This is a genomic window from Burkholderia sp. Se-20373, assembly GCF_017104705.1.
GTDB lineage: Bacteria > Pseudomonadota > Gammaproteobacteria > Burkholderiales > Burkholderiaceae > Burkholderia.
In genome coordinates, this window is sequence record NZ_JAAGPH010000006.1 from 20,889 (window position 1) to 34,726 (window position 13,838).

Annotated in this window: 16 protein-coding genes; 6 read left to right on the plus strand and 10 right to left on the minus strand. The window is 66.8% G+C overall.

The window, feature by feature from the left end:
* Positions 1–433: 433 nt before the first annotated feature.
* Positions 434–1,051, minus strand: coding sequence for a 3'-5' exonuclease (locus G3N96_RS03225; protein WP_206136213.1), 618 nt, complete (start codon positions 1,049–1,051; stop codon positions 434–436).
* A 234-nt stretch (positions 1,052–1,285) separates the two neighbouring features.
* On the minus strand, positions 1,286–1,951 hold the full coding sequence (locus tag G3N96_RS03230; protein ID WP_124583967.1) for a DJ-1/PfpI family protein: 666 nt from the start codon (positions 1,949–1,951) through the stop codon (positions 1,286–1,288).
* Positions 1,952–2,039: 88 nt separating this feature from the next.
* Here G3N96_RS03230 and G3N96_RS03235 point away from each other — a divergent pair, with 88 nt between their 5' ends.
* Complete coding sequence (locus tag G3N96_RS03235) at positions 2,040–2,606, plus strand: TetR/AcrR family transcriptional regulator (RefSeq protein ID WP_206136214.1); 567 nt, start codon at positions 2,040–2,042, stop codon at positions 2,604–2,606.
* Between the two features lie 115 nt (positions 2,607–2,721).
* Here G3N96_RS03235 and G3N96_RS03240 read toward each other — a convergent pair whose 3' ends face one another.
* The 8 genes from G3N96_RS03240 to G3N96_RS03275 all read right to left on the minus strand — a co-directional run bounded on the left by G3N96_RS03240 (position 2,722) and on the right by G3N96_RS03275 (position 8,900).
* A complete protein-coding gene (locus G3N96_RS03240; protein ID WP_206136215.1) occupies positions 2,722–3,186 on the minus strand; it encodes an acetyltransferase in 465 nt (154 codons plus the stop codon).
* 116 nt (positions 3,187–3,302) lie between these two features.
* Positions 3,303–3,794 carry an NUDIX hydrolase gene (locus tag G3N96_RS03245; RefSeq protein WP_206136216.1) on the minus strand — a complete coding sequence of 164 codons (492 nt, stop codon included), beginning with the start codon at positions 3,792–3,794 and terminating at the stop codon, positions 3,303–3,305.
* 50 nt (positions 3,795–3,844) lie between these two features.
* A complete protein-coding gene (locus G3N96_RS03250) occupies positions 3,845–4,729 on the minus strand; it encodes an NAD(P)-dependent oxidoreductase (RefSeq protein ID WP_206136217.1) in 885 nt (294 codons plus the stop codon).
* Between the two features lie 97 nt (positions 4,730–4,826).
* Positions 4,827–5,114 (minus strand): DUF971 domain-containing protein, encoded by a 288-nt coding sequence (locus tag G3N96_RS03255; protein WP_206136218.1) that lies wholly within the window; start codon positions 5,112–5,114, stop codon positions 4,827–4,829.
* A complete protein-coding gene (locus G3N96_RS03260) occupies positions 5,111–6,106 on the minus strand; it encodes a HEAT repeat domain-containing protein (protein ID WP_206136219.1) in 996 nt (331 codons plus the stop codon). Before G3N96_RS03260 ends, G3N96_RS03255 begins: the two co-directional genes overlap by 4 nt.
* A 31-nt stretch (positions 6,107–6,137) precedes the next feature.
* Positions 6,138–6,383 carry a ferredoxin family protein gene (locus tag G3N96_RS03265; RefSeq protein ID WP_124583949.1) on the minus strand — a complete coding sequence of 82 codons (246 nt, stop codon included), beginning with the start codon at positions 6,381–6,383 and terminating at the stop codon, positions 6,138–6,140.
* Positions 6,384–6,393: 10 nt separating this feature from the next.
* Positions 6,394–8,133 (minus strand): fumarate reductase/succinate dehydrogenase flavoprotein subunit, encoded by a 1,740-nt coding sequence (locus G3N96_RS03270; RefSeq protein WP_206136220.1) that lies wholly within the window; start codon positions 8,131–8,133, stop codon positions 6,394–6,396.
* On the minus strand, positions 8,130–8,900 hold the full coding sequence (locus G3N96_RS03275) for a GntR family transcriptional regulator (protein ID WP_089461213.1): 771 nt from the start codon (positions 8,898–8,900) through the stop codon (positions 8,130–8,132). Before G3N96_RS03275 ends, G3N96_RS03270 begins: the two co-directional genes overlap by 4 nt.
* Positions 8,901–9,217: 317 nt before the next feature.
* Between G3N96_RS03275 and G3N96_RS03280 the strand changes: the two genes are divergently transcribed.
* The 5 genes from G3N96_RS03280 (at position 9,218) to G3N96_RS03300 (ending at position 13,781) form a co-directional block, all read left to right on the plus strand.
* The gene (locus G3N96_RS03280; RefSeq protein WP_206136221.1) at positions 9,218–10,438 is read left to right on the plus strand and encodes an MFS transporter; all 1,221 of its coding nucleotides are present in this window, start codon (positions 9,218–9,220) and stop codon (positions 10,436–10,438) included.
* Between the two features lie 282 nt (positions 10,439–10,720).
* Positions 10,721–11,122: a DnaJ family domain-containing protein gene (locus tag G3N96_RS03285; protein ID WP_006478536.1), complete on the plus strand. Its 402-nt coding sequence runs from the start codon at positions 10,721–10,723 to the stop codon at positions 11,120–11,122.
* Positions 11,119–11,715 carry a tRNA adenosine(34) deaminase TadA gene (gene tadA / locus G3N96_RS03290; protein WP_206136222.1) on the plus strand — a complete coding sequence of 199 codons (597 nt, stop codon included), beginning with the start codon at positions 11,119–11,121 and terminating at the stop codon, positions 11,713–11,715. The genes G3N96_RS03285 and tadA overlap by 4 nt, the downstream gene beginning before the upstream one ends.
* A 115-nt stretch (positions 11,716–11,830) precedes the next feature.
* The gene (ldcA, locus tag G3N96_RS03295; RefSeq protein ID WP_206136223.1) at positions 11,831–12,769 is read left to right on the plus strand and encodes a muramoyltetrapeptide carboxypeptidase; all 939 of its coding nucleotides are present in this window, start codon (positions 11,831–11,833) and stop codon (positions 12,767–12,769) included.
* A gap of 307 nt (positions 12,770–13,076) precedes the next feature.
* A complete protein-coding gene (locus tag G3N96_RS03300) occupies positions 13,077–13,781 on the plus strand; it encodes a GntR family transcriptional regulator (RefSeq protein WP_206136224.1) in 705 nt (234 codons plus the stop codon).
* Positions 13,782–13,838: the final 57 nt, after the last annotated feature.

Consider the following 13,838-nt stretch of genomic DNA (forward strand, 5'->3'; position numbering starts at 1 on the left):
TGTGCGGTCGTCGTGGATTTTCAACGAAAACATGCGTTGATTTTCCGGTGCGGTCTCTCCAGTACCGGCAACAGCCGGCCGGATTCTTCGGTATCTTTGACGGTATCGTCGCTACGCGACCGCGTGGAAGCGCTGTCTCCGCAAGGGTTCAGCCCATCGATTGACAATCGAGTGGGAATAAGCGTTCGTGCTGAATCCGCGTTCGATGCTGCGCTCCTATTCGCGCAGGAGTTGAAGTCGCGATAGGGCATGAGCGGAGGGCTGGTTCAGCGTGTTCGCCGTCCCGGCGCAGACCGGAACGAAAAACGGCTTGGCGATTGCCAAGCCGTTTTTCGTTAACGCGTCACCTGAGTCACGAAATGTCGTGCGGCATTCGTAAAACAGCAATTCTTTGTGCGCCCGATGGCGATCACTCGCGTCCGTCGACCGATTCTCACGCGTGCGAACCCATGAGCGAACGCAGGTACATCGGCACTTTCGCCTTCGCCGTGGCTTGCACACGCGTCATGAGCGCGTGATCGATGCGATTCAGTCCGTACGTCCGCGCAATGTCCTGCTGCAGCCTGCACCACAGCTGCCCGGCCATCTCGGCATCGACCATCGCCCGGTGCGCACGGCCCGATTTCGGCAGCCGCAGCATATCCACCAGGTTCGACAGGCGGTGACTCCGGGCATCCGGATAGATGCGTCTTGCCACGAGCATCGTGCACGCAAAGGCATGCTCGGCCGACACGCCAAGCAGCCCGAGTTCGGATTGCCAGAACCGTTTGTCGAACCCGGCGTTGTGGGCGACGACCGCATGCTTGCCGACGAACGCCGCGGCTTCCTTCATGACTGTCGACGCCGGCGGGGCCGCTGCGATCATCTCGTTCGTGATGCCGGTCAGCGCGACGACATCCGACGGTATGCGTCTGCCTGCATTCATCAGGCTCTGGAAACGGTCGACGATTTCACCGTCCCGGAGCAGGATGACGGCGATTTCGGTCGCACGGTCGCCCATGTTCGGCGAAAGTCCGGTTGTTTCGAAGTCCAGTACCGCAACGGTTTGCATGGTCGAATCCTGTGGCTTCACGCGGTGTCGTTAGAGTGGCCGAGAGGGTAGCATCTTCAGGCCCCCGACAGACTCGTTCAGCGCGAGAAACGACCCTCCGTGCGGCGAACGCGGACGCGATCGATGACCCGGACCGCTCGCGAATTCTTCCCGATCCGCCGTTGGCTCGGCCGGACGCGCGACGATGCAACAGGGTTCCGGCCGCCGACTATCGGCAGCCCATTGATCCGCGCGTCATGCCGCAAGCCCGCTTTCGCCCTCAACCATCCGGATCGGGCCCGTGCTTTGTCCCGCACCCTGCCTGATGCTGAATTCGATCAGGCCTTCGTAGATTTCCCGTTGCCCGGCGGGCAGTACGGGCAGCAGCGTCTCGCGCCGCTTGTCCGCATCGAACATCGATTCGATCAGCCACCCGGTCAGATAGACCGACGCCAGGCACCCGCCCGCGGTCGCGACGTTGCGATGGCACACCAGCGGCTGGTTCGGCACGTCCAGCCCGAGTGCCTGCAAACCCTTCCGCGCGTCGGGATGCGTCGTGGCACGGCGCTCCGGCAGAAGCCCGAGCCGCTCGAGAATGAAGGCCCCGCCGCAGATCGACCCGACAAGCTGGCGCTCGGGATCGAGATCGAACGACGGCAGGAAATCGGGATGGGCCAGTGCAGCGGGTACGCCTTCCTTGCCGCTCGAAAAGAGGACCGCGTCGGCGTGATTGGCGTCGGCAAGCGGGCCGTGCGTCGGGACGGCCAGGCCATGTACGGAATGCAGCACCGGCTGCGCACCCAGGATCCGGACGCGCCAGTCGCGGTTGTTGCGGCCGAGAATGTCCCACATCAGGAACAGGTCGATGTCGGTGAACCGGTCGAATGCGACGAGGGCGATGTCTTTCAAGGTGGACTCCATGCGTAGTGGCGCGCCGCCGGAAGGAAGCGGCCGCGGCCGTGATAGAGTTCGCAGCCTATCTGTCCATGCCGCACCATACACAGCCTGTATGCCGATGACGACGAGCACACTGACGCGAAACGACTGGATTGCAGCGGGCTTCGACGCCCTCGACGGGGAAGGGTATGCGGGCATTTCGGCCGAGAGCCTCGCGCGCCGGCTGAACGTGACCCGCGGATCGTTCTATCACCACTTCCGTAATCGCGAGGACTTCGTCAGGACGTTGCTGACCGCTTGGGAGGACGACTACACCGCGCGCATGCTTGCGTATGCGGCAGAGGGCCGTGGTGCCGGCGACACACTGGCGCGCTATCTGCGCATTGCCGCCGAGAAGCGGCCCGGGCGTGAAATCGCGATTCGCGCATGGGCGCTGCACGATCCGCTGGTCGCGGAATTCCAGCAGCGTGTCGATGCGGCGCGGCTCGCGTTTGCGATCGAGACGTCACGCGGGCTGGTGCGCACGTCGGGCGAGGCGGAGATCGTCGGGCAGGCCGTGCACTTGTGCTTGATCGGCGGACAACAGGCCGGGCTGCGCCGCGATGCCGACCGGTTCAACGGTTTCATGCGACGCGCGGTTGCAATGGTCGAGCGCGTGGTGCCGATGCGTCGTGCATGACGCGTCGCGTGGCCGCATGCGGTATGCGTGGAGCGGACTTGATATCGGGTTGCCGCGTTCGCGTGCCCGGAGCGCATGACGTGGAGGGCGGCGCGCTATCCCGCGCCGGCCACGGTTATGCATGCTGCGGCGAGGACGACGGTTTCGCGCGATAGCGCAGGTGAATCAACGGATAGGCGCGCCCCTGCCCATCGAGCGCCGATCGCCCGATGCGCTCGAAGCCGAGCCGTTCATAGAATCTTGCCGCCGCTTCGTTCTGCTCGTTGACGTCGGTCGACAGGTCGGGATGACGCGTGAGTGCATCTTCCACGAGCAGGCGCCCGACACCCGCGCCATGGTGAGCGGGATCGACGAACAGCGCTTCCATGTGACTGCCGTCGAGCAGCATGAAGCCGATCGCGCGGTCGGTATCGTCGACGGCGAGATCGAGCGGCGCACCGGGCAGGAACGCGACGACTTCCGATTCGATCGCGCGTCGATCGTCGGTGCTGAGGAAGTGGTGCGTGGCGTCGACCGCGTTGCGCCAGATAGCCAGCACGCGTGCGCCGTCGGCCGGGGTGGACTTGCGAATTCGGATCATGGTTTGGCCCATCTCTGATTTGTAATTGGAGGTTCGTCGGCGCGTAGCCGGCACTGTCATGGTCCCGATCGGGCCGCTCGCAAGCGCTGCGAGAAAGACAGCGTTGCTTCACGCATTCAAGTATTGGCCGGATGCTGCACGTGACCACGTGCCGCCGCGCGCTCGATCGCGCGTCGTGCGACATCACGAACCCCCGCGCTCATCGGCAAGTCATCGCGGTCGAGTTCGGCGAGATCGAACCAGCGCGCGTCGAGTGCATCGTCGCCGGCAGCTGGTGTGCCGCGCAGCCATCGGCACAGCACCGCGACCATCACGAAATGCTGATGCACGTCGCCGCCGGCATCGTAATCGAACGCATCCAGCGCGGTAAAGGTGTCGAGCGCTTCGACGTCGACGGTGGTTTCTTCCGCGATCTCGCGCACGACCGCGTTCGCAATCGATTCCCCCGCTTCGATCTTGCCGCCGGGAAAGCCCCAGCAGCCCGCATCGGGCGGATTGGCGCGACGCACCAGCAGCACGTCGTGCTCTCGCAGGACGATGCCGATCACGGCGGGAACCGGGCGGACGGAAGCGGGGACGCCGGTTGGGGAGCGGGGCGAGTCGGACACGGGGTGCTACGCGCGGAAGCGTTCGAGTGGGTGGAGCGGCTGACGACGATTCATTGCGCGCCGTCGGTGCGCTGCTCGATCGCGCGGATCACGGCGACCATGTCGTCCGCGCCATGCCCCGCCCGCTCGGTCTCGCCGTACAGCGCATGGCAGATGTCGAGCAGTGGCGACGCGATGCCGATGCCGCGCGCGGATTCGGCGACGAGGCGCGCATTCTTCAGCACGTCGGTGATCGCGGCCTGCACCGAGAAATCGGCCGCGACGAGTTTGCCGAGCTTCACGCGCGACACGTCGCTCGCCATCGGGCCCGCGTTCAGCACGTCGGCGAAGCGGGCGAGATCGATGCCGTGGCGTTGCGCGAAATGCGTGGCTTCGGTCAGGCCGGTGACCATCGTGATCAGGAACAGGTTCACGGCCAGCTTCATCGTCAGCGCCGACGGTACGTCGCCGCACACGAAGCTGTCGCGGCACAGCGGTTTCACGAGTGCGCGAACGGCGTCGACGTCGTCCGGCGCGCCGGCGAGCATCACCACGAGTTGCCCGGCTTCGGCCGGCTTGCGCGATCCCGACACGGGCGCTTCGACATAACGGCCCGACGCGGCGGCGATATCGTCGGCCAGTGCGCGCGAATACTCGGGTGCATTCGTGCCCATGTTCACGATGGTGTGGCCGCCGACACGGGCGGCGAAACCGGGCGTGCCGCGTGCGAGGGCGCCGTCGATCGCCGCGTCGTTCGCGAGCATCAGGATCACGGTGCGGCAGGTCGTGAACACGTCGTCGATGTGCTCGGCCACGCGCGCGCCGGCGTCGCGCAGTGCATCGTCGCTGCCGTGCGACCGGCTCCATACGACGAGCGGCGTGCCGGCCCGCGCAAGATTGAGCGCCATCGGCGTGCCCATCACGCCGAGGCCGACGAATCCGACTGCGGTTTGCATGTTCTGGCTCCCACGGTGAGTGGAGACGATCGTGGGCGTCAGTATCGCAGCGTTTCCGCACGCCTGCCATGTCGTCCGCGCAGGCGCGGGAGCGACGTCACGGCCGCGCTGTCATGCCCGCCAGATAGGGCCACGGATAGATGCCGCGCGCATGACCGTCGCCGAACACCATGCGGATGCCGTAGCCGGCTGCTTCAACGCTGTCCAGCGTCAGGTCGGGCCGCGCATCGACACGACCGCCGTCGCGCCGGATCCTCCGGCATTCGGCACACGGGCAATCGCCGCGCAACCGCGCATAGCCGATGCGCTGCGTGTGACCGTCCGGCCAGCGGAGGGTCAACGTGCGCGCCGGCTGATCGAGCACGATTTCGGTCGGGGAGATCATCGCGACGCCTCGTCGATTTGCCGGATCGCGATCCGCACGGCCTTGCGGACTTCCGGATCGTGATCCTCCAGTGCGCGGGTCAGCGCGGGCAACGTCGCGCGCTCGCGCAATTCACCGAGCGCAAGCGCGGCTTCCTTGCGCAGGTTGCTGATCGCGTGCGAGAGCAGCGCGACGACGGCCGGCGCCGCGGCCGCATCGCGCAGGTGCCCGAGCGCACGCGCGGCACGCAGGCGCACCTGCCAGTAGTCGTCGTCGAGCGCGGCGACGAGCGGTTCGCGCGCGGTCGCGACGCGCAGCTTGCCGAGCGTCGTGGCCGCTTCCTCGCGGACCTGCCATTCGGGGTCGCGCAGCGCGGCGAACAGTGCGTGGATGACGGTCGCATCGTCGGGGGCCGCGAACCCGATCGCGCCGACCGCGATACGTCGCACGTCCGCTGCGGCATCGGTTGTCGCGATGCCTGCAAGCGGTGGCAGCGCACGCGGATCCTTGAGCCAACCGAGCACCGCCACGGCTTCGGCGCGCACCTCGGCGGGTTCGGCGTCGAGCGCATGCAGCGCGGGCGCGAACGCGCCGGGGTCGCGCAGCTCGCGCAATCCGTGCAGCACGGCACGGCGCACGAACGGCTCGGGCCGGTCGGCCCATCGGCACAGCACGGTGCCCGATGCCGCGTCCTTCAGTTCGGACAGGCTCTGCGCGGCGGCGGCGCGCACGTCGTCGTCCGGATCGAGCAATGCGCCGCACAGCGCGTCGACGACGTCGGATTGCTCCCATGCGCCGAGCACACGGGCGGCCTCGCCGCGCACGTCGGCCGACGGATCGTCGCGCAGCGCGGCGACGAACGCGGGCACGAACCACGGGTCCTCGAGATCGGCGAGTTCGAACAGGGCGACGCGGCGCACGGCGGCATCGGGCGCGGCGAGGCGGGCGACGAGTGCGGCTTCGTCGGGGGCGTGTGCGCGATGTAACGCGCTAGCGAAGGTGGAGTCGGGCATGGGCGACAGGAGAAGACGTTGAGACACACGGTCAGCGCAGCAGGTAAGGAATGTCGACCTTGACCGCGCCGGTCGGGCAGTCGCGCTCGCACGGCATGCAGTACCAGCATTCGTCGAACTGCATGTAGGCCTTGCCCTTGGTCACGTCGATCGCGAGCAGGTCGAGCGGGCACACGTCGACGCAGACGGTGCAGCCCTTGTCGGCAATGCACAGGGCCTCGTCGATCGTGACGGGTGCGCTGCTGCGCTGGAAGATGTCGTGCGGAGTATGGGTCATGGCAGGTTCCTCAAAGGGCGGCCGCGAGCGCTGCCGGTTCGCGGATGCGCAGATTCGTGTAGGCGCCGCGTTCGTCGTCGGCAAGCGGCACGACGTACGGTTCGACCGGCCGCTTCTCGCTGCGCATCGCGCCCGCAGCGTCCTTGCGCAGCCAGGTGTGGCAGAACCATTCGGCGTCGTTGCGATGCGGAAAGTCGACGCGGTGGTGGTACAGCCCCCAGCGGCTCTCGGTGCGGAACAGCGACGCACGCGCGGCCATTTCCGCGCAGTCGCGGATCGCACGCACTTCGGCGGCCCGCATCAGTTCGTGCGGATGATTCGCTTTTATCTCTTCGATATCCTCAGTAATGGCGTCAAAGCGTTGCAGCCCGATTTCCATCTTGCGCGTCACCTTCGGCGGTTGCAGATAGTCGTTCACCATGCGGCGCAGCTTGTATTCGACCTGCGCCGGCGCGAGGCCGCGCTCGCGCAGCAGCGGGGCAAGCACACGGGTGCGTTCGGCGGCGACCTGTTCGTCGTCAACCGGCGCATGCGCGCGGCCGGCCACGTAGTCGGCCGCGTTCTGCCCGGCAAACCAGCCGTACGTGAATGCGCCGAGCATGTAGTTGTGCGGGACGGCCGCCATGTCGCCGGCCGCGTAGAGCCCGGGCACGGTCGTCTCCGCGCGGGCGTTCACGTACACGCCGGATGCGCTGTGCCCGCTGCAGAAACCGATCTCGGAGATGTGCATCTCGACCATCTGGCTGCGGTAATCGGTGCCGCGCCCCGCATGAAAGCGGCCGCGGCTCGGCCGCTCGTTCATGTGCAGGATCTGCTCGATGGTCTGGATCGTTTCTTCCGCGAGATGGTCGAGCTTCAGGAACACGGGGCCGTTGCCGCTTTGCAGTTCCTGGTAGAACTCCCACATCATCTGGCCGCTCCAGTAATCGCATTCGATGAAGCGATCGCCCTTGCCGTTCGCGGTGAAGCCGCCGAGCGGGCCGGTGACGTACGCGCACGCGGGGCCGTTGTAGTCCTTGATCAGCGGATTGATCTGGAAGCATTCGAGATTCGCGAGCGCGGCACCGGCGTGATACGCCATCGCGTAGCCGTCGCCCGCGTTGGTCGGATTCTCGTAGGTGCCCATCAGGTAGCCCGAGGCCGGCAGGCCGAGGCGACCGGCCGCACCGCAGCAGAGAATCACGGCCTTCGCACGGATCACGTGGAATTCGGCGGTGCGGCAGTCGAAGCCGAGCACGCCGCTCGCGCGGCCGTGCGCGTCGGTCAGCACGCGCGTCGCCACGATCCGGTTCGTGATCGCGATGCGCGCGCGCTTCAGCTGCCGGTACAGCACCTTCTTGATGTCGTGTCCTTCCGGCATCGGCAGCACGTACGAGCCCATGTGATGGACCTTCTTCACCGCGTAGTCGCCGGTGCCGTCCTTTTCGAACTTCACGCCCCAGCGGTCGAGCTGCTCGATCGTTTCGAAGCTGTGCGTCGCGTATGCGTACACGGCCTCCTGGTCGACGATGCCGTCGTTGGCGATCGTGATCTCGCGCGTGTACTGCTCGGGCGTCGCATGCCCGGGGATCACGGCGTTGTTCAGGCCGTCCATCCCCATCGAGATCGCGCCGCTGCGCTTCACGTTGGCCTTTTCGAGCAACAGCACGCGCAGGGACGGGTCGCGCTCCTTCGCCTTGATCGCCGCCATCGGGCCGGCCGTGCCGCCGCCGACCACGACGATGTCGTATTCGAGCACATGGGTAGTCATTGCTGTTTCCTTGCAGGTTTGCGCGGTTTCTGCCGGTCGATGCGCAGCCGGTACTGGAAGGCGTCGCCGCGGAAGTAGAGGTATTCGAAGTCGATCGGTGCGCCCGACGCGTCGTGCGTGAGGCGCTCGATGCGCAACACGGGGCTGCTTTCCTCGACATGCAGCGCATCGACGATCTCGTCGTCGGCGAGGATCGCGTCGATCGACACGTCGGCATGGCCGAGCGGAATGCCGCAGTCGTTTTCCAGGACCAGGAAAATGTCGCGGGTCGCGAGATCGGCGCCCGCGAGGCGCTTGCCGAGTGCTTCGGGCACCCAGGTCTGTTCGAGCGACACGGGCTCGCGATTGAGCAGCCGCACACGATGGATCTCGACGAGCGGCGCGCCCTCGGGCACGTTCAGTTTCGTCGCGAGATGGCGGTCGGCCTTGACGGTGCGGAAGCTGCGCACCTGGTTGACGATCTCGTAGCCCATCGACGACATCGCCTCGGCGAAGCCCTGCAGCGACGTCACGTTCTGGAACGCCTTCGGCTTCGACACGAAGGTGCCCTTGCCGTGCAGCTTGAACAGCAATCCTTCCTTCTGAAGATCGCCGAGCGCCTGGCGCACCGTGATGCGGCTGACGTCGAACATCGCGCAGAGTTCGTGCTCGGACGGCATCCGGCTGTGCGGCGCATAGGTGCCGTCGAGAATGCGCGCGCGCAGCGTGTCCTTGATCTGCACGTAGAGCGGGGCCGCCGACAGCGGCACGACGTTGGGGGAGGTCATCGGTCAACTTGTTATGACAAGATCGCTCGAGTGTAGTCAGCCGGATCGCGCGGCCCAACCAACTATTTCTGATTTCGACTTTCCGATTCCGGAAAAGCGTGGCGGCAGGGGGCGAACCGTCGATCCGGCGTGTGATGGTGATCCGATCCGTCCGTTGCGGGCTGCGCAGAACGGCGGACAATCAAAGAATTCGCCGGCGTGTGCCGCGCATGTCGATTTCCCGATGCGTCGCCCGTCGTATCCATGTCGACCGGGCATGGCGCGAAGCAGGTGGCGCCCGGTTCACGAGGATCGCCGTCACGACAAGGAGGCACCCCATGCCGGATTCCCGATACCGCTGGGTCATCGTCGCCGCGGGCGGCCTGATGGGCTGCATCGCGATCGGCGCGATGTTTTCGCTGCCGGTGTTCCTGCGCGCGATCGCGCGCGACACGGGCTGGTCGATGACCGGCATTTCCGGCGCGATGACGCTCGGCTTCATCACGATGGCCTTCGCGAGCATCGCGTGGGGCAGCCTGTCGGACCGCATCGGCACGCGCCCGGTCGTCATCACGGGCGCCGTCCTGCTGTCGGCAAGCCTGGCGCTGGCGAGCCGCGCGCCGTCGCTGCTCGCGTTCCAGCTCACGTTCGGCCTCGCCGTCGGAGGCGCGACGGCTGCGATATTCGCGCCGATGATGGCGTGCGTGACCGGCTGGTTCGACACGCACCGCAGCCTCGCGGTGTCGCTCGTGTCGGCGGGCATGGGGATGGCGCCGATGACGATGGCCCCGCTGGCCGCGTGGCTCGTGTCGGTGCGCGACTGGCGCACGTCGATGCTGCTGATGGCGGTGCTGGCGGCCGTCGTGATGATTCCGGTGTCGCTGCTGGTGCGCCGGGCGCCCGCGCTCGACGGCGCGCAGGCGGCTCCAGCGGTGCCGGCGCCCGCCGGCGAGCCGGCGGCGATGTCGGTCGCGGACGCGCTGCGTTCGCCGCAGTTCATCGTGCTGCTGCTGACCAACTTCTTTTGCTGCGCGACGCATTCGGGCCCGATCTTCCATACGGTCAGCTACGCGGTGACGTGCGGGATCCCGCTGATCGTCGCGGTGTCGATCTACAGCGTCGAAGGGCTCGCCGGCATGGGCGGCCGGATCGCGTTCGGGATCCTGGGCGACCGCCTCGGCGCGAAGCGCATGCTGGTGGCCGGGCTGCTTGCGCAGGCGCTGGGTGCGCTCGGGTATTACTTCGTACGCACGCTCGACGGGTTCTATGCGGTCGCGATCGTGTTCGGCTTCATCTACGCGGGCGTGATGCCGCTGTATTCGGTGCTGGCGCGCGAGAACTTCCCGCTGCGGATGATGGGCACCGTGATCGGCGGCTGCGCGATGGCAGGCAGCCTCGGGATGGCCGCGGGGCCCGTCGCCGGGGGCTTGATCGTCGATACGCTCGGCGGCTACGGCTGGTTGTATCTCGGCTCGTTTGCGATCGGTCTCGGTGCGTTCCTGATCGCGATGATGTTTCGCCCTTTCGCGAATGCGCGGCGGGAAGCGGCGGCTGCCTGAACCAGGAAAACTGGAAACAGGACCGTGTCCGTTTTTCCGGAACGGCACGTTTCGGTTGGCGTTGTCGCCAATAAAAACAGGGCCCGATTCTGGTCGCGTTTGCCGGTGTCAAGGTGGCCCGCAGCCTGCTGCGGCGCAGCAGAGCGGCAAATGAGACCGATCGGCGTGCATGCCCCGCGATTCGGCCCCTAAAAAACACAATATCGAGCATATATTCGAAGGGCCTGTCATACCCGCGTCACCCTGCTAGAATTCGGCCTGCCGCATTGTTCCGATTGACTGATGAGATTGCTTGACGCCCTGGTCGAACAACGTATTGCCGCCGCCGCCGCGCGGGGCGAGTTCGACGATTTGCCGGGTACCGGCGCGCCACAGGCGCTGGATGACGACCTGCTCGTGCCCGAGGAGGTGCGGGTGGCCAACCGTATCCTGAAGAATGCGGGCTTCGTGCCGCCGGCCGTCGAGCAATTGCGCGCGCTGCGCAACCTGCATGACGAAGTGCAGGCGGTCAGCGACCGCGCCGCGCGGTGCCGGCTGCAGGCGAAGATCCTCGCTCTCGACATGGCGCTCGAATCGCTGCGCGGCGGCCCGATGGTGATGCCGCGCGATTACTGCCGGCGCATCGCGGAGCGCTTGTGCGAGCGCGGGCTCGACGAAGCGTCCGCCGAAGCGGGGCCGATGTGACGTCCGACGCGCTGCACGACGCAGCCCGGTCGGCAGCCGCCCCGGCGGCCGAACCCGCCGCCGAATCTCCCGTTCCCGAAGCCGCGCCCGTATCGGCGCGCGATCTGCATTTCATGCGTCTCGCCCAGGCTGCCGCCGAAGAGGCACGCGCGGCCGGCGAAGTGCCGGTTGGCGCGGTGCTCGTGCGTGGCGACGAAGTGATCGCACGCGGCTTCAACCATCCGATCGGCGGGCACGACCCGTCGGCTCATGCGGAAATGGCGGCGCTGCGCATGGCCGCACAGCACCTGCAGAACTACCGGATGCCCGGCTGCGAACTGTACGTGACGCTCGAGCCGTGCCTGATGTGCGCGGGCGCGATCATGCATGCGCGCATCGCGCGGGTGGTCTACGGCGCCGCCGATCCGAAGACGGGCGCGTGCGGCAGCGTGATCGACGCATTCGCGAATCCGCAACTGAACCACCATACCGACGTGACCGGCGGCGTGCTCGCCGACGAGTGCGGCGCCGCGCTGAAGTCGTTTTTCGCCGACCGCCGTCGCGCGCTGCGCGAAGCACGGCTCGCCCGCGACGCCGACTCCGGCGCGTCATAGGCGCCCGCCGCGCTCGTCGCGCATCGCTCGCCGCGAGCCGGGCGTGCACGGTTCCGTGAACCGGAGACGGTTCGGTCCCTCTAAGAGGTTTGACGACCCGACACCTTTCCTCGCCATGTCCTTCCAGCCTGCCGCGTCCTACACCATCCGCCTGCTTGCGCCGTCCGGCTATCCGCACGATCCGGACGCGATCAATCGCGCGCTCGAACGCCTCAGCACCGCGCAGCATCGCATCGAGAACATCGAGGCGACGCAGCGGCGCTTCCAGCGGTTCGGCGGCACCGACGGCGAGCGGGCCGGCGACCTGAACCGCCTTGCCGATCCCGAGCGGCCGCTGCCGGACATCGCGCTCGCGGTGCGCGGCGGCTATGGCGCGGCGCGCATCCTGCACGGGCTTGACTATCGCGGGCTCGAGCGCGGGCTGCGCGACCAGCCGGTCGCGCTCGTCGGCCATAGCGATTTCACGGCGCTCCAGCTTGCGCTGTACGCGAAGGCGCGCGTCAAGACGTTCGGCGGCCCGATGCTGTCCGCCGACTTCGGCGCGGAAACGCCGAGCGACTTCACGATGCAGCACTTCTGGCAGACGCTGACGCAACCGAGCACGACGATCATCGCCGAAGCACCGCAGGTGCAGACCGTGAATGTGACGGGCACGCTGTGGGGCGGCAACCTCGCGATCCTCACGTCGCTCGTCGGCACGCCGTACATGCCCGACATCGAAGGCGGCATCCTGTTCATCGAGGACGTCAACGAGCAGCCGTTCCGGATCGAACGGATGATCTATCAACTGCATCTCTCGGGACTGCTCGCGCGCCAGCAGGCGCTCGTGCTCGGCCAGTTCACCGGTGCACGACCATTCGAGTACGACAATGGCTACGACATGCAGGCGATGATCGACCAGGTGCGCGCGGTGATCGGGATTCCGGTCGTGACGGGGCTCCAGTTCGGCCACGTGCCCGACCTGCTGACGCTGCCGTTCGGCGCACAGGCGCAACTGGTCGCGAATGCGCACGGCTTCCGGCTCACTTTGTCGGACTATCCGCACCTCGGTTGAGGCGGGCGCGGTCGGTCGAAAGGCGGGGTTCCCGCCTTTTTCTTTATGTAAACGCGCAACTAACGGTCAAGTATTTTCGTCGATATCAGCAAGGTCGCCGCCGGATTTTGCACCAGTTTTGTCAACAAAATGACCGGGAGGGTATACGACGAGAAGCGCGTCTGTCATACGTCTCAGCCTTGCCATGCATGGATTTGACGCATCGTGCACCGAACGAGGTCGCGTCGATGCACGCCGATTGTGCGCAATGCCGGAAAAGAATTGTTGACAATCTTTATGTCCACCCTAGGATGAGGATCATCACACGATGCCGATCATGAACGAGCCCGAATCCCACCCGTCCGGTGCAGCCAGTCCCGAAGCGATCGCCGAGCGGATCCGCACGGCGATCCTCGAGCATCGGCTCGCGCCGGGCGCGAAGCTGACGGAGGCGCAGCTCTGCGACGTGTTCAACGTGAAGCGCGGGGCGATCCGCCAGGCGCTCGCGCAGCTCGCGACCGACAAGCTGGTCGATCTGGAGCCGAACCGCGGCGCGTTCGTCGCGAGCCCGACGCTGCAGGACGTGCACGAGGTGTTCGAGATGCGCCGGATCATCGAGCTCGCCGTGGTCGAGCGGCTCGCGACCGGGCCCGGCGCGAAGCGGCTGAAGGGCGTCGCCGCGCTGATCGAGAAGGAACGCAAGGCGTTCCAGCGGCAGGACTTCGCGGCCTGGATCCGCCTGTCGGGCGAATTCCATACGGCGCTCGCGACGCTGATGGGCAATGCGACGCTCAGCGCGTGCCTCGAAGGGCTTGTCGCACGCTCGACGCTGATGTCGGCGCTGTACGAGTCGCACGGGCGCAGCCCGTGCTCGTGCGACGACCACGACGAGATCCTCGGTGCGCTGGAGGCCGGCGATCCGAAGCGGGCGGTGACGCTGATGGCGCACCACCTGCAGCATGTCGAACTGAAGATGCTGGACCGGCCCGCACAAGGGCAGGTCGATTTGCGCGAAGTGTTCGGCGGCGCCTGAGCGGCGACGCGAACCCGGCCACGCGCCACAAGAACGAGCGAAATGCAGGCCCGCGGC

What these genes read in the sequence shown, in the direction of transcription:
- G3N96_RS03225 (WP_206136213.1), bottom strand. Translation starts at nt 1,051, where the DNA reads ATGCAAACCGTTGCGGTACTGGACTTCGAAACAACCGGACTTTCGCCG.
- G3N96_RS03230 (WP_124583967.1), bottom strand. Translation starts at nt 1,951, where the DNA reads ATGGAGTCCACCTTGAAAGACATCGCCCTCGTCGCATTCGACCGGTTC.
- G3N96_RS03235 (WP_206136214.1), top strand. Translation starts at nt 2,040, where the DNA reads ATGCCGATGACGACGAGCACACTGACGCGAAACGACTGGATTGCAGCG.
- G3N96_RS03240 (WP_206136215.1), bottom strand. Translation starts at nt 3,186, where the DNA reads ATGATCCGAATTCGCAAGTCCACCCCGGCCGACGGCGCACGCGTGCTG.
- G3N96_RS03250 (WP_206136217.1), bottom strand. Translation starts at nt 4,729, where the DNA reads ATGCAAACCGCAGTCGGATTCGTCGGCCTCGGCGTGATGGGCACGCCG.
- G3N96_RS03255 (WP_206136218.1), bottom strand. Translation starts at nt 5,114, where the DNA reads ATGATCTCCCCGACCGAAATCGTGCTCGATCAGCCGGCGCGCACGTTG.
- G3N96_RS03260 (WP_206136219.1), bottom strand. Translation starts at nt 6,106, where the DNA reads ATGCCCGACTCCACCTTCGCTAGCGCGTTACATCGCGCACACGCCCCC.
- G3N96_RS03265 (WP_124583949.1), bottom strand. Translation starts at nt 6,383, where the DNA reads ATGACCCATACTCCGCACGACATCTTCCAGCGCAGCAGCGCACCCGTC.
- G3N96_RS03270 (WP_206136220.1), bottom strand. Translation starts at nt 8,133, where the DNA reads ATGACTACCCATGTGCTCGAATACGACATCGTCGTGGTCGGCGGCGGC.
- G3N96_RS03275 (WP_089461213.1), bottom strand. Translation starts at nt 8,900, where the DNA reads ATGACCTCCCCCAACGTCGTGCCGCTGTCGGCGGCCCCGCTCTACGTG.
- G3N96_RS03280 (WP_206136221.1), top strand. Translation starts at nt 9,218, where the DNA reads ATGCCGGATTCCCGATACCGCTGGGTCATCGTCGCCGCGGGCGGCCTG.
- G3N96_RS03285 (WP_006478536.1), top strand. Translation starts at nt 10,721, where the DNA reads ATGAGATTGCTTGACGCCCTGGTCGAACAACGTATTGCCGCCGCCGCC.
- ldcA (WP_206136223.1), top strand. Translation starts at nt 11,831, where the DNA reads ATGTCCTTCCAGCCTGCCGCGTCCTACACCATCCGCCTGCTTGCGCCG.
- G3N96_RS03300 (WP_206136224.1), top strand. Translation starts at nt 13,077, where the DNA reads ATGCCGATCATGAACGAGCCCGAATCCCACCCGTCCGGTGCAGCCAGT.